The organism is Cytobacillus sp. FSL K6-0129 (assembly GCF_038007625.1).
GTDB classification, from domain to species: domain Bacteria; phylum Bacillota; class Bacilli; order Bacillales; family Cytobacillaceae; genus Cytobacillus; species Cytobacillus kochii.
The window spans coordinates 2,804,251-2,828,867 of record NZ_JBBOXM010000001.1; the positions used below are offsets into that span (position 1 = coordinate 2,804,251).

The 24,617-nt window shown below is 35.5% G+C and carries 16 protein-coding genes; 6 read left to right on the forward strand and 10 right to left on the reverse strand.

All coding sequences use genetic code 11. The features are described from left to right. Nucleotides 1-3: 3 nt before the first annotated feature. The 4 genes from MHI57_RS13985 to MHI57_RS14000 all read right to left on the reverse strand — a co-directional run bounded on the left by MHI57_RS13985 (nucleotide 4) and on the right by MHI57_RS14000 (nucleotide 12,310). Entirely contained in the window at nucleotides 4-8,148 is an 8,145-nt protein-coding gene (locus tag MHI57_RS13985) for a non-ribosomal peptide synthetase (RefSeq protein ID WP_340976908.1), read from the reverse strand. 14 nt (nucleotides 8,149-8,162) lie between these two features. Beyond that, nucleotides 8,163-9,404, reverse strand: coding sequence for a beta-ketoacyl-ACP synthase II (gene fabF / locus MHI57_RS13990; RefSeq protein WP_340976909.1), 1,242 nt, complete (start codon nucleotides 9,402-9,404; stop codon nucleotides 8,163-8,165). A 61-nt stretch (nucleotides 9,405-9,465) separates the two neighbouring features. Beyond that, complete coding sequence (locus tag MHI57_RS13995; RefSeq protein WP_233435183.1) at nucleotides 9,466-11,028, reverse strand: NAD(P)-binding domain-containing protein; 1,563 nt, start codon at nucleotides 11,026-11,028, stop codon at nucleotides 9,466-9,468. Nucleotides 11,029-11,044: 16 nt separating this feature from the next. Beyond that, nucleotides 11,045-12,310 (reverse strand): cation:proton antiporter, encoded by a 1,266-nt coding sequence (locus tag MHI57_RS14000; RefSeq protein WP_095371506.1) that lies wholly within the window; start codon nucleotides 12,308-12,310, stop codon nucleotides 11,045-11,047. Nucleotides 12,311-12,475: 165 nt separating this feature from the next. Here MHI57_RS14000 and MHI57_RS14005 point away from each other — a divergent pair, with 165 nt between their 5' ends. From MHI57_RS14005 to MHI57_RS14025, 5 genes are all read left to right on the forward strand, one after another. Beyond that, the gene (locus tag MHI57_RS14005) at nucleotides 12,476-13,174 is read left to right on the forward strand and encodes a 4'-phosphopantetheinyl transferase family protein (protein ID WP_095371505.1); all 699 of its coding nucleotides are present in this window, start codon (nucleotides 12,476-12,478) and stop codon (nucleotides 13,172-13,174) included. A gap of 132 nt (nucleotides 13,175-13,306) precedes the next feature. After that, nucleotides 13,307-14,038, forward strand: a complete 732-nt coding sequence (locus tag MHI57_RS14010; RefSeq protein ID WP_095371504.1) for an ABC transporter ATP-binding protein — start codon at nucleotides 13,307-13,309, stop codon at nucleotides 14,036-14,038. Then, entirely contained in the window at nucleotides 14,001-16,469 is a 2,469-nt protein-coding gene (locus tag MHI57_RS14015; RefSeq protein ID WP_095371503.1) for an ABC transporter permease, read from the forward strand. The genes MHI57_RS14010 and MHI57_RS14015 overlap by 38 nt, the downstream gene beginning before the upstream one ends. A gap of 60 nt (nucleotides 16,470-16,529) precedes the next feature. Then, the gene (locus MHI57_RS14020) at nucleotides 16,530-17,030 is read left to right on the forward strand and encodes a PadR family transcriptional regulator (protein ID WP_095371502.1); all 501 of its coding nucleotides are present in this window, start codon (nucleotides 16,530-16,532) and stop codon (nucleotides 17,028-17,030) included. Nucleotides 17,031-17,043: 13 nt separating this feature from the next. Further along, a complete protein-coding gene (locus tag MHI57_RS14025; RefSeq protein ID WP_095371501.1) occupies nucleotides 17,044-17,694 on the forward strand; it encodes a hypothetical protein in 651 nt (216 codons plus the stop codon). A 169-nt stretch (nucleotides 17,695-17,863) separates the two neighbouring features. Here the strand turns inward: MHI57_RS14025 and MHI57_RS14030 are convergent, their stop codons facing one another. Next, the gene (locus MHI57_RS14030) at nucleotides 17,864-18,361 is read right to left on the reverse strand and encodes a MerR family transcriptional regulator (protein ID WP_233435182.1); all 498 of its coding nucleotides are present in this window, start codon (nucleotides 18,359-18,361) and stop codon (nucleotides 17,864-17,866) included. Between the two features lie 407 nt (nucleotides 18,362-18,768). Here MHI57_RS14030 and MHI57_RS14035 point away from each other — a divergent pair, with 407 nt between their 5' ends. After that, complete coding sequence (locus MHI57_RS14035) at nucleotides 18,769-19,209, forward strand: DUF2798 domain-containing protein (protein ID WP_340978619.1); 441 nt, start codon at nucleotides 18,769-18,771, stop codon at nucleotides 19,207-19,209. Between the two features lie 1,026 nt (nucleotides 19,210-20,235). Here MHI57_RS14035 and MHI57_RS14040 read toward each other — a convergent pair. The 5 genes from MHI57_RS14040 to MHI57_RS14060 form a co-directional block, all read right to left on the reverse strand. Continuing rightward, the gene (locus tag MHI57_RS14040; protein WP_095371499.1) at nucleotides 20,236-20,565 is read right to left on the reverse strand and encodes a hypothetical protein; all 330 of its coding nucleotides are present in this window, start codon (nucleotides 20,563-20,565) and stop codon (nucleotides 20,236-20,238) included. A 129-nt stretch (nucleotides 20,566-20,694) separates the two neighbouring features. Continuing rightward, the gene (locus tag MHI57_RS14045) at nucleotides 20,695-21,492 is read right to left on the reverse strand and encodes an ABC transporter permease (protein WP_095371498.1); all 798 of its coding nucleotides are present in this window, start codon (nucleotides 21,490-21,492) and stop codon (nucleotides 20,695-20,697) included. After that, nucleotides 21,492-22,433 carry an ABC transporter permease gene (locus tag MHI57_RS14050; protein WP_095371497.1) on the reverse strand — a complete coding sequence of 314 codons (942 nt, stop codon included), beginning with the start codon at nucleotides 22,431-22,433 and terminating at the stop codon, nucleotides 21,492-21,494. Before MHI57_RS14050 ends, MHI57_RS14045 begins: the two co-directional genes overlap by 1 nt. Further along, nucleotides 22,394-23,494, reverse strand: a complete 1,101-nt coding sequence (locus MHI57_RS14055) for an ABC transporter ATP-binding protein (protein ID WP_095371496.1) — start codon at nucleotides 23,492-23,494, stop codon at nucleotides 22,394-22,396. Before MHI57_RS14055 ends, MHI57_RS14050 begins: the two co-directional genes overlap by 40 nt. A gap of 21 nt (nucleotides 23,495-23,515) precedes the next feature. Beyond that, the gene (locus MHI57_RS14060; protein WP_095371495.1) at nucleotides 23,516-24,616 is read right to left on the reverse strand and encodes an ABC transporter substrate-binding protein; all 1,101 of its coding nucleotides are present in this window, start codon (nucleotides 24,614-24,616) and stop codon (nucleotides 23,516-23,518) included. Nucleotide 24,617 lies beyond the last annotated feature (1 nt).

Genomic DNA, 24,617 nt, shown 5'->3' on the forward strand with positions numbered 1-24,617 from the left:
TTTTCACTCCTTTCCACTATAAGTAACTGTTCTTTTTATTCGCTCAACTTTTCTCACAGCTACGGTCTTATTACCACTTTGACCTGATTTTAGAGAAAGATAGGCCGTTAAGCTTCGTATCGTAGGGTATTTAAAAATATCAATTAAGGATAAATCCTTGCCAATTTCATCTTTTACAGCGGCAATCATACGTACAATTAGCAAAGAATAGCCACCCAATTCAAAGAAATTGTCATCGGGACGTATCACTTTTCCTGGTAGAAGATGATTCCATATTCTTTTCATATCCTTTTCCATTTTTGTTTGAAAAGAATAAGAGCCAGTGATGTGTTCCTGTTGACTAGACCAAGCCATTAACTTCGATACATCTACTTTTCCATTTTTCGTAACAGGAATTTCTGGTATGGATATAAATTTATTAGGTATCATCGACAATGTCAGTACTTCTCTCAACCGAATCCGTAGTTCATTCGGATTAAACATTTCCTTGTTTACTACAACAAAAGCAATTAAGTGAACATCGTCATCTGTATTTACATCTATTACTGCACAATCAGTGATTTGAGTTTCATTAACGATAGCAGCTGCTACTTCATTCTTATCTACTCTTACACCTCTTATTTTTATTTGATGATCTTTCCTACCCAAAATCTCAATTAATCCATCTGGACGATATCTCCCCAAATCACCTGTCCTATATAACACATCATCTGAAGAACCTGACCATTTATGTTGTTCAAATATCTTGTCTCGGGAATTAATATAGCCCATAGACATATAAGGTGTTCTTATTGTAATTTCACCCATTTCACCAACTCCACATTGATCACCACTTTTATTCACAATAAGAAGTTGAGCATCAGAAATAGGGCTACCAATAGGCATTACTGTATTACTTTGTAATGCTGAATCGATGGGACAACTGCTCTTGGCTAAAGTTGTTTCCGTTTGACCGTAAAAATTATTGACCTGGGCACATGTTACCTCTCTCCACTTCTCTACCAAATAATCAGGTAACGGTTCACCAGCAAAAAATATGTGCCTTAATGAAGGCAATTTTATCTTCAAACCGCTTCTAAACCAGTGCATGGTAATAGACGGGACAGCGTGAAGGAGCGTGATTTTTTTCTCATTGAGCCAATGAAAAATATCTTCCTCCTCATCCTCTACAGGTACACAAACTGTAGATCCACTTGTTAACGGTAAAAATATATCACGTAAGTATACATCAAACGTTGTATGAGTCAGCTGGGCACTTCTATCTTCATTACTGACACTAAAATGGTTTCTTTGCCAATTGAGAAAATGTGAAAGGCTATTATGCGATCCTAATATTCCTTTCGGTTGACCTGTAGTACCTGAAGTAAAGAATATATAAGCATTGTCATGATTGATAGGTTTCATACTTCTTGAATTCTCCAACCTATTAACAAACTCATCTACATGGTATGTAGCGAGAGTACTAATTGAAAAAACGCTCTGATGAATGCCTAAATTGTCAGTAAGAATAATAGCCTTAGCTTTTGACTGCTCAATCATTTGAGTAACCCGTTGTGCAGGTAGATCATTATCAATATTTAAAAATGTTGCGCCTGCCTTTAATACACCTACGATTGTGCCTATCATCGAATAACTTCTTTTGCCTTGAATAGCAATAACATCCCCTGGTTTAATGCCACATCTTCGTAAACCAACGCTCACTTTATTAGAATAATTAGATAATTGCGTATACGAGTAAAATTTATTACCTTCTTCCACGGCGATTTTCTCGGGCGTGTTCTTTGCCCAATATTCAACCTGTTCGGTAACAGAAGGATAGCTTTTTTTGTACAGTGGTTTCTCTGGGTTAGGTAATATTTTTTTTGATTTTCCCGTCATTAAACTCGGTTGTAGGATCGATTGTTCTTTGTTAGCGATAAAAGTATTTAATAGACTCAAGTATTGTTCAAAAAAGTCTTCCATTCGCTCAACTGAAAATAAATGATTTTGATAAGCTATACTGAATTTAAATTGATCTGCTGTCTCTTCAATATATAAAGTCATCAGGAATTTAGACGTTATATCCGCTACTTCTAGTTCAGCTATTTCCTCACCATGAACGCTGAACGTTTTTTGCTCTTCAAACTTCCGATAATTTATTAATATGTCAAATAACGGATTCCGGTCTATATTTCTTTCAGGTTGAACAGCCTCAACAATTTGTTCAAAAGGAATATCTTGATTTTCGAATGCGCCCAAGACAATTGCTTTTGTCTTCATTAAAAACTCGGTAAAACTCAAATGCTCATTGATATCCGCTTTAAGTGGTAGCGTATTTAAATATAACCCTACTGCCTTTTCTAATTCGGTATTACTTCTATTAATAATCGGTGTACCTAGAGTAATTTCCTTTTGCCCACTTAAGCGGGATAAAAGAACATAAAATGCACTCAAGAAAAACATAAATGGGGTTACTTTATTGCTTCTAACAAAAGCCCTAATTTCATTGGCTTTATTCAAATCAATTTTTTTGTGAATCGTATGATTATATCTTGTGTTATTTTCTAAATGATCCATTGGAAGCTGAATAATTGGAATATCTTCATTAAATATCTTTTTCCAATATTCTAGTTGATGTTGGATTTTACTCTGCTTATTAGACAACCAATAAGTATAATCTAAATACTGAATTGGCTCTTCTGCAAAACAATCCTCATTCCCCATATAAACTTGAATAAGCTCATTTTTTAGTACATTTATAGACCAACCGTCACAAATAATATGGTGAAGTATTAGTACGAAGATATCTCGTTCCTCACATCGCAAAACACTTCCTCTAATTAACGGAGGGTCTTCTAGGTTAAATTTCATTTTCATCTCAAGATTAATGCACTCTTGTAAAGTATCCTCACTTGCCTCTATAACCTTCACACACTGTTCATATCCAGGAATGACCTTCTGAAAAGGAAAACCATTGATTTCTAAAAATTGAGTCCTCAATGATTCATGCCGAATAATAAGTTTGTTTATTGCATCATTTAAACGATTTATATCAAACCTGCCAGTTGATTTTAAGATAAGCGGAAGGTTATAACTCGTATTATCTGTATTTAATTTTTCTAAAAACCAAATTCTTTGCTGTGCATCAGTCAAAGGATGCCAATCTTGTCTATCTGCTACCTTAACAATCGGTGACAATTCTGAAATAGAAGTAGAAGCTTGAATCAAATTGGATAATTGTTTAACTGTAGGATTTTCAAATAATGATCGTACGGTTAAAGAGATTTGAAAGGCTTTGTTTATTTGCGAGATAATCTGTACGCCTAATAAGGAATGGCCGCCTAATTCAAAAAAATGATCATTCAGTCCAACAGAATCAATGCCTAATCTTTCACTCCAAATATCTGCTACTTTTTTCTCTATCTCACTTTCAGGGATTGCGTAATCCTGATTAATCATAAGATGTTCCGCATTGGGTTGAGGAAGAACTTTTCTATCTACTTTTCCATTTGCATTCAGCGGAAAACTCTCTAACTTCATATAATAGGCAGGTATCATATAAGAAGGTAAGTGTTCTGTTAGATGTTCTCTTATATCAACAGCCTGCTTATCTTCACCTACATTTAAAATGTAATAACAACTTAATTGCTGTCCATTTGCAGTGACAATGGCTTCTTTTATAAAATCTAAAGCTGCAATACTACTTTCTATCTCTCCAAGTTCTACTCTCATTCCTCGAATTTTAATTTGATTATCATCTCTTCCAAGGAACATAATCTCGCCATGTTCATTTAAATATCCTCTGTCCCCTGTTCTATACATCTTCTCCCCTTCAAAAAAAGGATCAGCAACAAAGGACTCATTTGTTTTTTTAGGGTCATACAAATAGTCTCTGGCAAGACCAATGCCAGCTATATAAAGATCTCCTGGGACCCCATATGGAAGTGGATTTAATTGATGATCAAGCACGTATACCCGATTATTATCAATAGGGCGTCCAACTGATACAATATCTGTTTCAAATTCGTCATCAGGCGTGCAATCATAGCACGTTGAATCAATAGATACCTCTGTTGCTCCCCAGGTATTAAATAATTTACCAGGCATTTTTTCGTAGAATTTTTTGACCAATGAAGCCTTTAATGCTTCGCCACTAGAAACAACAACCCTTAAATTAGATAATTTCTCTTTCTGCAAAGGTGTGATTTCTTCAATAACCATCTTGAGCATACTTGGCACAAATTGTAGCAGAGCCACCTTGTATCGTATTGCATATTCGATAATACTTGTCGGTTCACGATGTGCACCTGCAGGAATGAATGCGACTGCTCCTCCTATCATCAATGGCCAGAAAAACTCTACTGCTGAATCATCGAAAGTTAAAGTTGTCTTCTGCAAGGCTACTTCATTTTCTTGTAGTTTATGTTTATTTTGCATCCAACACATACGATTAACCCAACCCCTATGTGTACTACTCACTCCTTTAGGGGCCCCAGTTGATCCCGAAGTATAATATACAGATACCAAATGATCTGGAGATATTTTCACCGTTGGCTTTTCACTCTTGTAGGTACTGAAAGAATCTATTAATTCATATTCTATAAATGTAGTATTTTTAGTTGCTAATCCCTTTTCATCTGTGATACAAACAATTGATTTAGCACTTTTTAATAAACTATACACACGTTGTACAGGTGCTTCCTTATCGATTGGCAAATAGGCGCCTCCTGCCTTTAAAATACCAAGCATAGCAACCACAAGCCCCAACGACCTATCCATCCTTAACCCTACCGGTTGATCAGGTTGCACACCTCTTTCTATCAAAACATGTGCTAATTGATTGGCGCGCTTATCTAGTTCTTCATAAGTTAAAATCTCATTTTCGAAAATTGCTGCAGTAGCAGAAGGTGTTCTTTTGACCTGTTCTTCAAAAAGCTCATGTAGGCAACAGTTAGGAAAATCCACCTTCGTATTATTTAAATCTACTATTAACTCCCTTTTACTCTCTTCCTTAATGATAGAAATATCTTTAATTTTAATCTGCGTGTTTTCCATCACCGATTGAAGGATTTGAAGAAAAATATTATTATATTGCTTCATAATCTTTTCACTAAATAGATCACTTCTATATTCCCACTTGCCTAGATATTCTGCCCCTTCTTTTTTAATAAATAATGTTAAATCGAATTTCGATAAACCATTAAAAACAGATTTAATGGGACTGAGGTTTAAATCTTCAACTGTAACATCTGTATTTGGCATTTCTTCAAAAGCAAACATATATTGAAAGAAAGGACTTCCAAACAACTTCCTATTAGGCCTAACCTCTTCAACAACCTTTTCAAAAGGAACATCATCATTTGAAAACACATTCATCGCTTTATTTTTTATTTGCTTTAAGAATTGTTCAAAGCTGTGATCATTATCTATTTCATTTCGTATAACAACCGTATTAACAAATAAGCCGATAATGTCTTCAAAATTTGCTTGCTTTCTTCCGGCCACAGGGGACCCTACAGAAATATCATGTTCACCTGAAAGTCTATGTAGAAATATAATATAAATAGCCAAAAATACAGTGTACACCGTTACATCTTTATGCTTGCAATAGTTTTTTAGCTCCTTTATTATTCCTTCTGGTAATGAAAAGGTAATCTCTTCACCTTGCATTGAATTGGATTGCTTTTGCTTACCAGCTGATAAGTTTACTATCGGTTGCTCTTTTTCTAGTTCCTTTTTCCAAAAGGCAAGTTGCTCATCCATATATGGCTGATTCCAATGGGCAGATTGCATTGAAATATAATCTTGGTATGTTACCTTCGTTTTTTCTTTCAATTCTTTTTCTTGAATATATGATTGATAATGTCTAAAGAGCGCTTGAATAAAAACATGATCAGACCAACCATCTGAAATGATATGATGGAAATTAAAATAAAAAATATGCGTATTTTCTGCTAATTTATAAAGCTTGAATCGAAAAACCCTTTCTTTTTGTATATAGAAAGGAATTTTTGCATCGATTTTCATAAAATTAACTGCCTGTTCTCTTGCCAATTCTAATGGATAGTCTGACAGATCAACTTCCGATACAGTTATACCTTCAATGACTTCTTTATATTGGTAAGGTTCTCCATCCTTGTCACCAAACCGGTATGAAAAAATATCATTTTCTATACATGTTTGATGGAGACTCGCCTTTAAACCAGCAGTATCCAAGAACCCATTGATTTCTATATAATGAGGTAAATTATATAGAGGACTGTCACCATCCAATTTATTTAAAAACCATAAACGTTTTTGTGCATCAGATAGGCAAGATGCTTCGCCTTTCTGTACTTCTTTGCATACCAACTCCTCATTTTTACCATCCTGATACTTTTCATTTATGAGAATAGATAATTGTCTTATAGTCTTTGCTTCGAAAACATCTTTAATAGTAAGGAAAAGGTTAAATGTTCCATTAATTCTTCCTACTAATCTTGCTACGAAAAGAGAGTTACCACCTAATTTGATAAAAGGCGTATCCATATCAACAGCCTCTAAGTATAGAAGTTGTTTCCAAATCCCAGCCACCTTTTGCTCCGTTACATTGGTAGGGACACTTTCTATATTGCTTCTATAAGGAGTTGGCAGCTTTTTCCTATCGACTTTTCCATTTAATGATAATGGAATAGATTCCACTTCTATAAATACGGAAGGAATCATATGTTCAGGCAACTTAGTATTAAGATAATCTCTCAATTCAGACTCCTCGAGCACAAAACCTTTACTAAATTGCACATATGCTACTATACTCATTTCACCAGATTGGTCCCACGGTGTTGCTATGCACTTTTTTATTTCTTTTCTTTTTTCTAGAGAAGCTTCAATTTCTCCAAGTTCAACTCGAAAACCACGAACCTTTACTTGAAAATCTTTTCTTCCTATATATTCTATTGCTCCGTCTGACCTTTCCTTACACCAGTCCCCTGTTTTATATAAACGACCCCTCTCTTTATTTGGATGATGTATAAAGGAATGTCTAGTTAATTCCTCTCTGTTGTAATAGCCTCTTGCAAGGCCAATCCCTCCGATATATAATTCGCCACTCTCACCAGGAACAACTGGTGCCAGATTTTCATTTAAAATATATAATTGAGTATTACTTATCGGATAACCAATAGGTACAACTCTTTCACTTTCATCACCCGTACATTTCCAAAATGAAACATCTATTGCAGCTTCTGTTGGACCATAGTAGTTATATAAATTGGTATTTTCATATTTAGAAAAAAAATCTAATTCAATTTTCTTTGTTAGGGCTTCACCACTGCAAATCACCCTTTTCAATGATGTTATCTGTTTAGCTGGAATTACTTCAAGAAAGACAGATAACATGGACGGGACAAAATGTATGGTTGTTACGTTCTGTTCTTTAATTAAATTCAACAAGTAAGTGGGATCTTTATGTCCTCCTGGCTTAGCCAGTACGATAGCTGCACCGGTCATTAATGGCAAAAAGATTTCCCATACTGAAACATCAAAACTGTACGGGGTTTTCTGGAGTACTCTATCGGCAGTTCCTAAGACATGTTCATTCTGCATCCACTGTAAGCGGTTGTTTAATGCTTGATGTGTATTTGCCACTCCTTTAGGTTCTCCTGTTGAGCCCGAAGTGTAAATAATATACATTAAACGATTATTATCTCCTTGTACCAAAGGGGATTCTCCAGAGTGAACTTTCCATTTCTCCTCATCTACTAGAATTTTTTTATTTATTAATTGATTCATTGCTATAAATAAGTTTTCTTTTTCTTTTGAGGTAATTAAAAATGGAGAATGAATATCCTCCACCATATATGAGAGCCTATCTGATGGGTAATCTGAATCTAACGGCACATAAGCGCCTCCTGCTTTTAAAATACCTAAAAGCGTAATCACCATATTAAAGGAACGATCTAAACATACAAGCACAGGTTCTTCAGGCTGAAGACCTTCACTGAGTAGATAATTTGCCAACTGATTTGCTTTTTGATTTAAATCAGCATATGACATAGCTTTGTTTTCAAAAATAATTGCAGGAAGGTTAGGTGTTTGAATCGCTTGCATTTCAATTAATTCATGAATACTTTTCTCACTGTTTGGAAAATTTATTTCAGCTGATGATGAACCCATCTTCGTTATATCCATAATCCACCCTCCCTTTACTCATTCCATTCTTTCGCTACTATACTTGCGTTATGACCACCAAACCCAAATGAGTTACTCAAAGCCACTTTTACCTGTTTCGCTAATGCCTCATGTGGGACAAAGTTAAGATTTAATTCAGGATCAATATGATCACAATTGATTGTAGGATGTATAAGATTTTCCCTTATAGAGCAGATACTTGCTACTAGTTCAACCGCTCCTGCTCCCCCCAATAAATGGCCTGTCATTGATTTTGTTGCACTTATAGGAATATTTGTTGCTGCTTCTCCCCACAGTTTTTTAATGGCCATGGTTTCATAATAATCATTGTATTTTGTACTCGTACCATGAGCATTGATATAATCAATTTCAGAGAGTTCTACGCCAGCATCCTCAATAGCTTTCTTCATTGACATCAACATTCCCTCAGCATTTGGGTCAGGAGCAGTCTGATGATAGGCATCTGAAGTAGAGCCATATCCAGCGATTTCAGCAAGAATAGTAGCCCCTCTGTTTCTTGCAAAATCTTCAGACTCAAGAATAAGAACTCCCCCACCACTTCCTAGTACAAATCCATCCCTATCTTTATCAAATGGTCTACTTGCACCTTGTGGGTCGTCATTTCTAGTTGATAACGCTTTAATATTAGAAAATCCCGCAAGATCTAATGGGGTCAAATCTCCTTCTGCTCCGCCAACAATCATTACATCCGCTTCACCCCACTGGATTGCTCTTAAACCTTCACCTATACAATTTGTACCCGTGGCACAAGCAGTAACAAAGGCTCCACTCTTCCCTTTAGCCCCGGTTAATAAAGTGATTTCACTAGAGGCTGCATCTACTACCATAGATGAAACAAGATAGGGGCTGACCCTTTTAGCCCCTCGTTCAATCAGCCTTTTATCATTTTCTAATACTGTCTTGAGCCCACCAGAACCCGAACCAACGATTACACCTATCCGATAGGGGTCAATATTTTGTAAGGGCAAACGCGATTGTTTGAGTGCCTCTTTTGTCGCAATTAATGCATATTGAGTATATGCATCCATACGTTTAATTTCCTTACTATTAAAATAGTCTTCGGCTTGGTAATCTTTGATTTGTGCTGCAAACTTAGTAGTAAAATGCTCGGTATCAAAATTAGAAATGGGCTCTACCCCACTTTTACCACGAATTAAATTTGCCCAAAATTGCTCTACCCCAATTCCAATAGGAGTTACAACGCCCATTCCGGTTACAACTGCTTTTTGTTTCAATTTTTATCCTCCCTAATTACTGCAAAAATAGATTTTTAAACTTGTAAAAAAAGTCAATAGTCTAGTAGGATAATGACGACTCTTTTTCCACTGCATTTGTCACTATCTCTTTTATTACTGGAACATAAAGATCAGCATCAAATTTTGATTCCAAATGTTCTTCCAAGTCATATTTAATTATTTCGTCACCTTGTTTCACTCTAATAACTGGATGAATATGCACACTTTGTGTAGCATCCCCTGGTACTCTTGGAATACTAAATGTTTCTTCAAATTTACTAATGTCCCCATATTCCAGCGAAATAAAGATGGTTAATTCATTAGTGTTCAATGTTGAATCTTTGAATTCATTAATTGTCCGATGACCATTTTCATACCAATGCTGCCCATCAAATTTTAATTGATAGCCAACATATCCAGGCTGAAGCCATAATTCTGGCGATTCATTCAACTCATCTAGTATTCTCTTTGATGGATCTTGTTCTAATGATTTTTCCATTTTGCTGATATTAAATTTTTCAGCTAGATGGTTCGCAAGTATTTGTGAGTTATAACGGAATCCGTGAATAAATCCACTTGTAGAATATCCTCTATAATCTAGACCATGTGTTTGTGCTCCTGCAAAATACAAATTGGATACCTCTGTCGATTCAAATACCCCATTAATCGATGGGAATTTTTTATGCAACAACTGGATGTTAAAATCCTTTATCAGTTGATCTATATTTGACTTAAAGCCTGTTGCTGCAATTACTTCATTGAAGAAAAGTGTTTCAACTTCACCGTCTGCATGAATATATTCAACGGTTACATTAAAACCTGTTGCTACTTTCTCTATACTCTTTATATGGCAATCAAGCAGTGCTGCTTGATGTTTAAGTTGATAGTTTTCTGCAAAAATCGAATTAACCGCTCGGATATTTCCAACATAGTGGGTTTTGTAAGCCATTTTTGCTGAGGAAGGGCTTGCTACCATAATCACATTCGCTTCATTTAATATCTCCTGTGCACATTCAAGTCCACTATTGCCTTTCCCTAAGATTAGAACACGCTTGTCCCTGTATGATTCTTTTGTTTTCATATTTTCATACATGGTTATATGCTCTATTCCCTCTATTTTTGGGATAACAGGTTTTAGACCTGTTGCTACAACAACTGCTTTGCTTGTAAAAGTTCCTTTAGTAGTAATGACCTCAAATAACCCTTGTTCTGTTTTATTCGTTTGAATCCACTGAGTATCATAACTAATCGGGATATTACATTCGTCAATAAGATCATTTAACATATCAACAATTGCTTTCCTATTTGGATAAAAATCCTGGCTATAATTTCTCATTAATATATTCTTCTCTTTTGTAATTAAGCTATTCCAATCGAACCTTTCTGCATATCGGCTTTTAAATGGTTTACCAGTATACAATTTATTATTACTAATAAGTTTTTCGTGAACGGGATACTTTGTGAAGCTATATCCAGCTCTGTTAAAAGCCTCTAGAACAACCATATTAGGTTCAGCCCCATTTTCTCTACATATCTCTGAATAAGTAAGTGCCGTTTGTATTCCACCAGGTCCTCCACCAATAATTAATACATCATAGATATGATTGTCCATTTTTACTTCCATATATAAATCTCTCCTTTTATTTTATTGTGATAGTATTTGAAGGTAGCGCCTTCTTGAATTTGAATTTTTCCGAAAAATGATAAGCAGGTAACGCCATCGCAGTCGTGATAATTGCCATCCAAACCATTAAACTAAATAAGTCTTGAGAAATAATGTTATATGTTAAGCCAACATTAAGTACGATTAATTCCATTAATCCTCTGGCATTCATTAATGAACCTACCCCTGATGACTCCCTCCATCCAAATCCAGCTGCCCTCATAGTAATCAAACAGCTAGCATATTTACTGATAGATGAAAAAATAAGAATGATTAAAAACATGATGAGCAGCGAGACGTTCAGTGTAGTAAATTGCGTGTTGATCCCAGAGTACGTAAAGAAAATGGGGACAAGGAAGACCACTACAATGTCTTCTAATTTTGAGCGAACCTGCTGTTCAAACACTTTATTCTTAGGCATAATGAGCCCCATCATAAAACCACCAAATACTGAATACACCCCTATATAATCAGTAAATGCTGCTGCACTTAAAACGAGGACAAGTATCAGCGCTAAAAGCCCCTGATGCATCTTTCCTGTTTCTACTACGCTTACAAATATTCTCTCTAGTAATGGTTTACATACTTTAAATAAAACAATGACAAAGATTATAGTTCCGAGAAATGTCACTCCTCCACCTTTGAGGGAATTTGTCTCTACTAAAGCAATAACTGCAGCTAGCGACAACCAACCTAAGACATCTATCACACTCGCAGATAAAAGTGTAATCCCACCTATTTTTGTCTTCATCATGTTTTTTTCTTGGAGAATACGTGCCAACATAGGAAAAGCTGTCATGGAAACTGCAATGGCAATAAACAATGCAAAATGGAGGAAATTATCTCCTTGAAAGAAAGCATCCTTCAAAATAAAAGCCAAAGCGATTCCTGCTACAAAGGGTACCAAAAAACCTGATAGCGATAATTTTGCTGAGTTTCGATAAAACTTTTTATCATACTTTTTAAAATTAACCTCTATTCCAACTAGAAACATATAAAGTGCCAGTCCTAAATGACTAAACATGTACAGGATATTTTTAATATCAGCATCAAACAAATTTGCATACAGGCCCGGAAATACTGCTCCAAATAATGTTGGTCCTAATATTACCCCTGCTAACATTTCCCCTAATACACGTGGTTGTCCGACATAAGTGCATAGCCTTCCAACACTTCTGGAGGCAATCAATATTAGGATAAAAACTACTAACATTTTTATAAATATATGCATCTCATTTCCCATATCACGGCTCCTTTTCTTGTACTATTTCTCCTAAAGTTTAATAGTCTAAAGGGTTTCAAAAATCCGTATTTTACGCAAAATTAAATTGATTCTATTGCGTTATAGCCATATTTTAGTAAGTTATTAGTATGAGAATGTAAAATAAAAAAACGAGAAGGTGGGAAAATGGTTGTTTTTAAAGAGAAGATGCATCACATCATCGACGGGGAATGTGCCATATGGTTAATTGACCTGAGTAAAACATACACGGAACAATACAGTATACTTTCAGCAGTCGAAATCACTAAAGCCAATCAATTTATACATAAGACGGAAAGACATCGCTATTTAACCTGTAGATATGCACTTAGAAATCTGCTCGGGTATTATTTGCATACTCCTCCTGCTTCAATCCATATCCAATACTCTAAATACGGCAAACCGTACATATCTAACAAGCATAAACATCCTTATACTTTTAATATAAGCCACTCAAATAATTGGGCCAGTATTGCAATTAGTTTAAGCCATTCAGTTGGAATTGATATCGAGGAACTCAAACCTTACCAACTAGATATGAATGATACTGCTAAGCTATTCATGACCAATACAGAATTGGACCAGTTGAAGAAAATAGAATCAGATGGCGAACGAGCTTTCATCCACTGCTGGACACAAAAGGAATCCATACTAAAACATTTAGGTGTTGGTTTTTATACTGACCCTAAATTAATTCATACCATCATTTCAAAGGATGTTTGTTTAAGAAACTATCCTACCGATTCATTATTTTTAAATACTTACACTCTTTCTAGTTATATATTGTCGCTTTGTACATCACAGCCTGTCTCCCCCTTCTTTTATAAGTATGATTCATTCTTTTAGTGAAATGTTTTAACAGGGAGATTGAACTATTTTTATTAAAAATTGGCATTTAGTGTATACTCAGTATATATTAGTGGTATATACTGAGTATACAATATATATACTGAGTATATACTGAATAGGAGGCTTTATATGATTCAAATAGAAGGTATAAAGAAAACTTATGAAATTGGAAAGGAATCATACGAAGTATTAAAGGGCATTGATTTAACAATAAATGAAGGGGAATTTATTGCAATTATGGGACCCTCAGGTTCAGGAAAAAGTACGCTATTGAACCTTCTTGGTGGCCTTGACCAAGCGGATATTGGAAACATCCAAGTTAATCATGCAAAACTTCAAGACATGTCAGAAAAGGAAAGAACACTTTTCCGCAGAAAGAATATTGGATTTGTATTTCAGAATTATCAGCTTCTACCTAACATGACAGTTGAAGAAAATATTGCTTTTCCTATGCACGCCGATCGTTTGCCAAAAGCAAGTATTCAAACAACTGTTACTAATCTCATCCAATCCACAAAACTGGAAGGCAAAGAAAAAAATTATCCTTCGCAATTAAGTGGTGGTCAACAACAACGTGTTTCCATAGCAAGAGCATTATCAATGGAACCAAAATTAGTACTCGCAGACGAACCGACTGGCAATCTTGACAGAAAAATGGGAACAGAAATATTAAGACTACTCTCTTCTCTTCACCAAGACCAGAAACTCACGATTATCATGGTTACTCATGATATGTATGCAGCAAGCTTTGCGAATCGTATTATTTTGTTAAAAGACGGAATGATTGAATCGGATATTAAGCAAGCAGAAGGCGGGGATCAAAATGCTATGGCTAGCATCATTACGAAACTTAATTCGTAAAAAATCACGTTCCTTCTTTACTTTATTGGCCATTCTCATTGGGATTACCACGATGTTCGCAGTTATCAGCACTGTCGAAACGGCAAAATATCTTACAACGGAGCAACTAAAGGAGTTCACAGGGAACGCTGATTATACTATCCATTCAACATCCAATACTTTTTCAGAAGAAATATTGGATGAAGTTGAAACAAACTCAGATATTAGTAGCATAACAGGGCTAGTCCATAGACAAACAAAAATTAATTTAGATAGTGCACATCATTCCGCTGAAAGCAATCTGAGATTAACCGGGCTTTCTTCCTTTGATAACGAGTTATTATCATTAGATGTCATTGCTGGTAACCTCGATCAAAAGGGCATTATTATATCAGAGACTACCGCCGAATTGTGGAATCTACGCGCAGGAGAAATATTGAATATACAACTTCCTAAAGGTAATAAAGATGTAGCCATATCAGCAATTGTAGCTGATACAGCTTTGTTGGAAGGTCCAGCAAGCTGGAATGAGGCAAGTAATAAAAATTGGCGAGCTCTTACAACTTTAGATAATATTCAAGAATTGTATAATGCACCAAACCAAATTGGTGAAATAAGAATAAAGTTTAAAGAGAATGTGGAACAAATAAGCAGTATAACAGCAATAAAGGACAGCTTACAAAATGAAGAACTCATATTTCAAAAGGTCGTTTTAGATGAAAGACAAACCAATCAATTAGAAGAGTTGTATTTCATGCTTTATGCCATTGGTGGACTCGCCATGCTTATTGGGGCTTTCATTTTATACAACACCCTTTATGTTAGTGTATCGGAACGAAAGAATGAAATAGCCATCATGAAGACTGTCGGCTATACACCTAATCAAGTCAAAATCCTATTTCTTATGGAAGTCTTATATCTCGTAATTATTGGACTTATTCTTGGCATTCCAGCAGGGTTTATGCTAGCAAACTTGCTCCAAGATGGGTTATTCGGTTCTTTCCAAACAAACATTGAAGTCAAAATGCAATTCATGTATGCACTTCCCCTTTCCATTTTATTAGGTATTATCATACCTATGCTCGCATCTTTAATTCCAGTTACTTATGCTAGCAAAGTAGATGTAATTAGTAGTTTAAAGTCCATACCTACTGAAAAGGTCAGCGGTCAAAAAAAGAGAACGATCATTGGGTGTATTGTATTATTAGGTGTGTTTATTCCTCATGCCATATCCATCGTTTTTCTTTTAGTAGCTGTTATACTTCTATATCCTATAATGATGAAGGCTTTGACGATTCTCTTTTCTAAAACTTCATTTTTGGGATACGAGGGAAGTATTGCCGGAAAGAGCACATTGCTTACATTAAATCGTTCTTCAAATATGTCATTAATTCTTGCAATTGCTATTTGTCTTGGCTTACTCGTTTCATCTATCTTTACTTCTTTAGAACAAAACATAAGCCGAGATGTCATCCGTTCCTTTGGTGGTAATATTCAGTTTAGCAGCGAGACTCCGATCTCTAATGAAAAACTAGAACAGATTAGTCAGATGGATGGTGTAAAAGATGTTATGGCTTATAGCGAAAGCCAAGCCACTTGGAGCATAGGCGATGAGAATCGCCAATTTACAATGATAGAAGTGAAGAATGATTGGTATAGTAATAATCCTTTATTTTACGCTCATGAATCTGAGCAAAAGCAAATATTGGATGCCCTTGAAGAAAAAGATACCATTTTACTAGGAGAATATGCGTTTCGTGAGTGGGGCGGAAAAATAGGCGATACTATGACTATTTATCAAAACGGAAAAGAAAACAGCTTAAGAGTTGTTGGGAAAGTCAATACAACACAATATGGTGGCTATACTGCGTTTATTTCAGAAGAGAATATCAACCAACTGCATCCCAATGTGTCTCCTTCTAAGGGATTAATACTCTTAGATGAATATACAGATGAAAGCTCTGTAAAAAATGAACTTCTTAACACTTTTCCTTTTGATTTAAGCTCTGTACAGACTTTAAATGAAGAAATATCTAAACAAGAGCGTGCCCTTCCAGGCGTAAAATCACTCTTTAGTGGATTATTAATGATTGCTATCATCATAACGGGAATTGGTATATTAAACACATTAACAATGAATGTAATGGACCGAGTTAGGGAAATTGGCGTGATGAGAGCTATTGCTTTTACAAGATGGCAAATCTATAAAACCATCATAAGTGAAGGGCTTATTATTGGGTTAAACGGTATTTTGATTGGCATATCTCTTGGAATTGCCACAATCTATTTAAACGCCAAAACCTCAGAGGATATACTGATAGAATTTATTGTACCATTAGAGACAATACTTATTTCTATCATTTGTGGCTTAATTGTCAGCATAGCAGCTTCAGTATTACCTTCATATACAGTCAATAAAATAACGATATCAAAATCACTTAAACAAGATTAGATGGGTAGCATTTCTACAACTACCCATTCATATTATTAAAAAGAGGAAAGAGGAATTTATATGTCAGTAAAGCATGCCATATTGACGCTTTTATCCCAGTCTCCTCGCCATCGTTATGATTTAAAAGTCTCTTTCGAATCTATGGTTTATAAACAGTGGGATTTAAACGCTGGACAAATATATACAACGATTGATCGATTAATTAGAGATGAATTTGTACAAGAAGCACAAGAAAAAGAGTCAGAACTGAAAATTTATCGCATTACACCAAAGGGGAAAGCTGAGCTTCAAAAATGGCTATTGCTACCGGTTGAAAGCTCCCTCCTTCAAGATGAGTTTTACTTTAAATTACTTTGTGCAAAACAACTATCATTTAAAAATCTTGGCGAGATGATTAAACAACATAAGGAACTCATCATTAAAAACATCTTTCAATTACAACAACTAAGAAATAGTCACGTATTTTCTGAAGAAAATGAGGCCATTCATTATTTAATTGATGGTAAGATACTGCATCTTGAAGCTGACATGAAATGGATAGAAATGCTAACAGAAAATTAGGAGGGTTTACTAAATGGATTTTATTTTAGACCATAAATGGGAGTTTTTTATTGCTGCTGAAGTTATTTTCTGGATTTCAATACTATCTTTTCTCATTTTAAGATATTGGTTCAAGTTAAATAAGCTCAGTTTTCTTTTCTTCGGCATTTTTATAGTGAACGACCTATGGATTGCCACAATGGGCTTTATGGATTATATGAGAACTGGTGAATTTACAAGCTACCAGGTTGTTATATTAATTGTGATTGTATACGCATTTACCTATGGGAAATCAGATTTCAGAAAGCTTGATCGATTTATACAGAAAAAAGTAGCAAACTGGAGAGGCGAAACAATTAATATAGAAGATCAAGTAAAAGAGTTGGATGGAAAGGAATTTGCTGCTGTAGAAAGAAAACACTTTTTTATGCATCTTCTCATATTTTTAGGTGTGCATATTCTTTTAGCCCTTTTTCTTGGATTATCAAACCAATTCTCCACGATTAGTTCTATAGGGGACTTCTTTCAACAATGGTTTGCATCAAGTAACGCTGCGTTCCCTTTTGATCATTCAGCAACAAATAACTTAAGTAGGATTTGGACAATTATTTTAGTTATTGATGGATTAATTTCTTTTTCCTACACAATTTTTCCAAAAGAATCGAAAAAACACGCATCGTCATAATTAGAAATGATTTTCCATCACTTTATAAAACAAAAGTCCGTTTACCAGTTTTTTGAGGGTAATCGGGCTTTTTACTTACTTTTTTGAACCTATGATTCAAGCCATGCAAATATCAAAGTAATAATACATATGTTGAAAAATGGGCTCCTTCTTCCTAACAAATATCATACTATGTGATTTCTTTAAAGGTTAATGCTTTACTTCTTCTCTGGGTAGGGGTTGCATTCTTTTTCATCATTAAGACCTGGGCTAAATCATCAAACGTTATATGTTGTTCTAGTTGCATAAGAGAAGATAAATTTTGTAATTCTTTTAAAAGACCTTCCTGATTTTTTATCGCAATTTTCAACCGCTCTATATGAAGGTTAATGACTTTCTTAGGTGTGTAATCTTCATCTTTCAAAGTAGATTTAATCTCTTCGAGTGATAACCCCAAATCTTTCAGAGTAAGAATTTGAAATAAAATTAAAATGTCTTCCTCATCATATAACCTATGTCCAGATTCGGAATATTCAGATGGAGATAATAAACTAATTTGATCATAATATCGTAAAGTTCGAAACGTAAGCCCCGTTAGTTTTGATAAGTCTCCAACTGTCCAATATTTAGTCTTTTTAATGGTCATCCTCTCATTTCGCAATATTTTTTCATTGTGTAACTTTACCATAACATATTCCTCAACATTCAATATAGTAGTTATTTATAAATTTTAAATATTTAGTTAAAAAGCAAATTCGTAATGGAAAGCTTCCATCGCTATTTATTAAACAATTTCTCAACTTCAATTTTCTCTCCTTCTATGGACAAATGAAAAATGCCCTCAAAAGAACGGTTTTAACGAGAGCCCTATTAGTTAAACTTATATGTTTTATTTTTAAACTAGCAAAACTAATTTCATAACCTTTAAAAACCCCCAAAAGATATATAAGGAAATGAAATCTCTTAGTAAAATTCACAAATATGTCACTTATGAAGAAAAATTTGAACCGATATAATTACATTTATTCTCTTAAAAGAAAGGTTGTTTTTCATTTGCCTAGTAATAAAAAAGAAGGCCTTATTTTTGGCCTATTCATGTGTTTTGGGATGGTTTTAATCATGTCCGTTTACAACTCTGCTTTACACGGCTTTTCATCGTATAGCTTAGGTAGTGCATTGATTCAATTTGCAATAACGTTTATTGTTGCTTTTATCGCAGAGTCTTTCGTTGAGCCAGTCGCACACAAACTTGCAAGATCTCTACCTTATGACCAATCAAAAGAATTCAACTTTATTATTGTTTTTGCTTTTTGTATGGTTCCTATAATGGTTGCCATCATGTCAGCATACGGAATCATCTTGACCTTGATAACAATCGGGATTGAAGGTTCTATCTTTACCGCTTATCTAAAGACATTAGCCTTAAATATTATTGTTGCCCTTCCTTCACAGTTATTAATCGTTGGCCCTATCTCGAGGAAAATACTATGTAAATATATAAAACCGGCGATACAAAAACCAGAACTAAATGGATAAAAACGGGGTAGGACAAAACTAAATGACCTAACTTCAAAACGAACAAAAACAAATCATAATCTATAAAAAATCAGTTGCCAAAAAGCCCGTTCCATTGCACTACAGACATTTGCTTTCCACGGGGAGGGAACGCTTGAGCCTTCTCTGCATTACCTGTGAGGTCTCAAATTTCCCTCTATTTCCCTGAGGGAGTCGAGTGTCTTTTGCTCTATTCCTCTATTTTTTTCATATAAGGATATAAATCACAAAAAAACCGAATGATTAGACACTTCATACCCCTAATCATCCGGATCAATCCTTATAGAGATAGAATGCCATCTTCAGATCTATTTTATAAACACCCCTAGGATAATGATTAATGTGATAAGGCCTAGTAAGATTAAAAATGGGTACATCAATGCAAATACATCTTCAAAAATAAGTTGTATAGGTTCATATCCAAAGAGAAAAGCAAAAAATACTATGGCAAGTATAATACTAATAATCCTATTCAAATTCATTCTCCTACCTTTAGATCTATCATTGCCCATTCTCTAAGTTGATAGATTGTTACTTTAATAAACAGTACTTTTATTTATTCATATGACCACAGCGCATCACGAAGCTTTTCTCTAGTTGTTTTGGATCACCTTTTTCAATCACTCACCTATCAAATTCAAAGTATTAAAACGAGGAGTACTACTTGTTCTTCGTTTTAATAGGATAAAATATTTCTTTTTATTAATAATGAAAAGCACTGCTTTATGACCGACTGTAGTAATACCTGTTCTTTTAATTGCTGTTAAGGGGAACTTGAAACTTCCAGTCTGCACTTCTTCAATCACATGGTAAGGAATTTTGATTGTTTTCCTAAAAGAGGTAATCGTCGTAAGACCTGATAGGTCAATATTAAAGCTGTGTTACTATATTCTATTTAAATGCTCATCTTATTACCTCCATCCTTCCAGGTTCCTATCGATTATATTCCATTATCTTATTATACAATTATTTCCACTCTCCCGCTTTACTCTAGACCTCCTGAGGAGATTACTCATTTGGGCATTTATCTTCAAGCAAAAATTTAGCTTCTTCTTCAATCATTTCTATATAGTTGTGCTTTTTAAAAGGTTTCGTAAATTTATGGATTCTTCTAAGGCTTCCTTTTACGGAAGTTTTTTCGTTCAGAACATCTACAACAACGGTCAAGTAAACCTTCTCATCATACATGACTAACCCAGTCACTTGGCCATTTTCCGTATCAACTATATATTCAGGGAATATCTTTAATGGAGCAAATAATGCCCATCCTACTTTTCTAGACTTTCTCCCAAACAGCCGAAATAACATATATCTATAAATCTCTTTTAATCTTCTCATTTATATTCACCCTTACTATTGATTAGTCTAACTTTCAAGACACGCTTTGTTTATTCCTGCTATTGTTGTTATGAACGAGCAAAAGCACGCACATATCAATGTGCGCGCTAATCCTGACTAAAGAAATAATTAATGATGGCCCCCACCAAAAACTTTTCCGACACCGTGGATTTTTTCTAAGATGACGATGAGAATCACGGAGATGAATATGACAACACTGGATACAGAGGCAACAATTGGATTATAAGCATCTTGCATGGTAGAGAATATTTCAATTGGTAAAGTGCGTGTTTCAGGAGAGATCATAAAGAGTGAGACCGTTACATTATCAAAGGAGGTTAAGAAAGCGAAAAGGCCACCGGAGATAATTGCAGGTCGGATTAATGGGAGCGTGATTTTCCAGAAGACCGTCCATGGATTGGCGCCTAAAATTGCCCCCGCTTTTTCTAAATTATAATCAAAACCGCTTAAGCCAGTTAACACTAAACGAATCACGTATGGAATACAAATGATAATATGTGAAATCAGGAATCCTATTGACGTACCCGCAAGCATTAATGGTGTGAAGTAAATTAATAATGCTATCCCTAATACAAGCTGAGGTACACTAAGTGGCGCCGTTAAAAAGGATGTAATCGCTGACTTTCCGGGAATATCATACTTGGCAATAGCTAGCGCACCTAGTGTGCCGAATATAACGGCAAATAGTGCTGCAAGCACTGCAAATTGCAAACTATTCATAAAGGCGTCAATAAATTCAGGCCTTTCCAAGATTTTCGTATACCATTGAAACGAAAACCCTTCTGGCGGAAAGCTTGGATAGCTTGCTTTTGTGAACGATGCAGGGATGACAGCGATTAGTGGTATCAAGATGTAGATAATCCCAATAACAGCCAATGCTCCGCGTAATTTCCCAATGGCATTCATTAACGGAACACCTCCTTGAATTTACTCTTCTCAAACCCTCGAGTAAATAAAAAGACTGATAGAAGCGTTGTCCCAAGCAAAACGTATGATAATGCCGATCCAAATGTCCATTGCAGGAGATTATTAATTTGGTCGTATACAACAACTGGCATCACAGGCACATTCGCTCCACCCATAAGTGCCGGTGTTACGTAGGCACTCATCGATAAGCTAAAGACTAAAACGCAACCAGAGACAATACCTGGTAAGCTCAGTGGTAATGTAATCGAAAGGAAGTTCCTTAATGGACTTGCACCTAAGATGGCCGATGCCTTCTCTAATGATGGGTCAATATTGTATAAGCTTGTGACTATAGCTAGTACCATAAATGGTAAATAGGCATTTGAAAGACCTATAATGACACCAACCTCTGAAAACAATAGATTCATAGGCTTGCTAATTAGACCCATATCCATTAATAGTGTATTAACGGTCCCATTAGGTAGAAGTAATAAATACCAGCCAAAGTTACGAACAACAATACTAACCAAAAGAGGTGAAGCAATCAGTAGTGTAATAAGTGCGCGCATTTTTGCAGAAGCCTTTGCCATCGTTAAAGCGATCGGATAACCCAATACGAGCGCAACCAGACTAGATAATAAGCTAATCTTAACCGTAATCCATAAAGAGTTTAAATAATAGCTATCCGTAAAGAGCGTGATATAATTTGATAAACTGTAACTAGCTCCTTCACCACTTAAGCTATCAGTTGAAATAAAGCTTAAGTACAAAATATATAACATCGGTACAACAAAAAATCCGAATAAGAACAAGAGAATCGGTGTTAATAACAACAAGCCAGGTGCCCATGGCTTCCGTTTTTTCACGCGCCTCTCTTGTTGCGGCGGTTGTCCCTCAGGTGCTACTCTTTTCTGATGATTTTGAGCTCTTGCGGCTTCCATCCTACAAACACCTCGCTTCCCTCTTTCCATGATGAACGGTACTCATTTGTTAATATTTGCAGAGATTTCCCCATAAATGCGACATCTATTTCCCAAGAAGTCCCTAAGTAATTCAGTTGTGTGATTTTCGCAGGATGTAGTTCATATCCATCAACAGCCTCTTGTGACTCAGAAATATGAATGTTTTCTGGGCGAATGTATAATTTTACTTCATCCCCTTTTTGGAACGTGCGATTCTCTCCAATCACATTATCCCAACTTACTGATGTGACTTCTTGACCCGCTTGAACCATAATCCGCTTTTGATCTGTTGATGTAACAATACCTTCAAATGAGTTAGATTTACCGATAAATTGAAAAACAAATTCTGTTTTTGGATGTTTGTAGATGGATGTCGGTGTACTAATTTGTTCAATCTTACCTGCATTCATTACTACGACACGATCGGAAAGCGATAGTGCTTCTTCCTGATCATGGGTAACAAAGATAGTCGTTACACCGATTTCTTTTTGTAACCTTTTGATTTCTAAGCGAAGCTCATGCCTTAACTTCGCATCAAGGTTCGATAATGGCTCATCTAATAATAATAATTCCGGTTCAACAACCAACGCTCTGGCGATGGCTACTCTCTGTCTTTGTCCGCCTGAAAGTTCCCGGGGATAGCGATGTTCTAACCCTGATAACTTTACAAGTTCAAGAACACGATCGATTTTCTTTTTTTGTTCTGACTTGGAAATTTTTCTTAATTTTAAACCAAAGCTTAAGTTGTCATAAACCGTCATATGTGGAAAAAGAGAATACGTTTGGAAAACCATACCCAAATCTCTTTTATATGGAGGCACCTTTGTCACCTTTTTTCCTTTAATAAACACATCTCCTTGGTCTGCCTCAAGAAAACCCGCAATTAAATTTAAAGTGGTCGATTTTCCGCATCCAGAAGGGCCAAGCAAGGTGAGAAGCTCACCCTGCCTTACTTCTAAATCGATGGAATTAAGAACAATATTTGATCCGAATTTTTTTATAGCTCCCTTAATTTCTACGTCGCTTATCGCTGTCGTCATCTCATTATGCCTCCTCTTCTATTATTCTAGTAGTTTGCCAATTTCAGGAACGACTTCTTTATTCCAACGATCTGACCATTCCGCTCTAATTTCCGCGAATTGAGGGACATCTGGCTTAAATGTTGGATCATCCTCTGCTATCCCAATAGATTCTTGATATTTTTCAGGTAGTTCTACTCCTTCAGCAATTGGATAGAACCCTTCCTCTGCAATTAACGATTGTGCTTCCTCACTCACAAGATAATCAATAAATTGGAGAGCTTGCTCTTCTTTTGGTGTGTTCTTCACTAAAGTTGCACTAAAGGCTTGTAGTGGAACACCTTCTTTTGGTATCGCCATTTTAATTGGTATACCTGATTCAGCTAAATCACTAATTACATAAGAACCTAAAACAGATAGGTCAGCAGCACCTTGTTGAATCGCTGGCATCACCTGTGTTGAGTTTTTATAGAAAGTGGTTGAGTAACCTGCCAATTCCTTCGCTTTTTCTATACCAGGATTAACGTTATCTGTACTCCCACCATTTGCTATTGCTAACGCGTTTAATGTATTAAATCCCCAGTCATTTGTGATATCAACAAATGCGGTTTTTCCTTCATAATCTCCGGATACAAGGTCATTCCAAGATTCAATTGGTCCCCAACCATTTTTTTCGAATGATTCCGTATTATATGCTGGGGCAATAGCTAAGCCAAAAACTGGTGCCCCCGCACCCTCAACAGATACGAAATCATCAATGACATTGGAGAAGTTCGGTACATTCTCTTCACTTAATGTCTCAGTTAAATCTTTTTCATTCGCCCGATAAACATCAGTTGGTACAAAGAAAGCGATATCAATATGTGGCGCATTCTTTTGTAACTCTACTTTAGAAAGAATCTCTCCTGATAATCCTGGGATATAATTCACTTTAATACCGGTTTCTTCTTCAAATTTCGGTGCGATTACATCTCTTATCGTTTGTTCAATAACGCCACCATTACCCGCTACCGTAATTGACTTACTATCTGAGCCTCCGCCTTCTGAACTTGCTTGTTCACCGGATTTTTGTGGTGTTGGCGCCCCACAAGCAGCTAGACATAGCAACATAAAAATAGATAATGCCGTAATGATTTTTTTCATT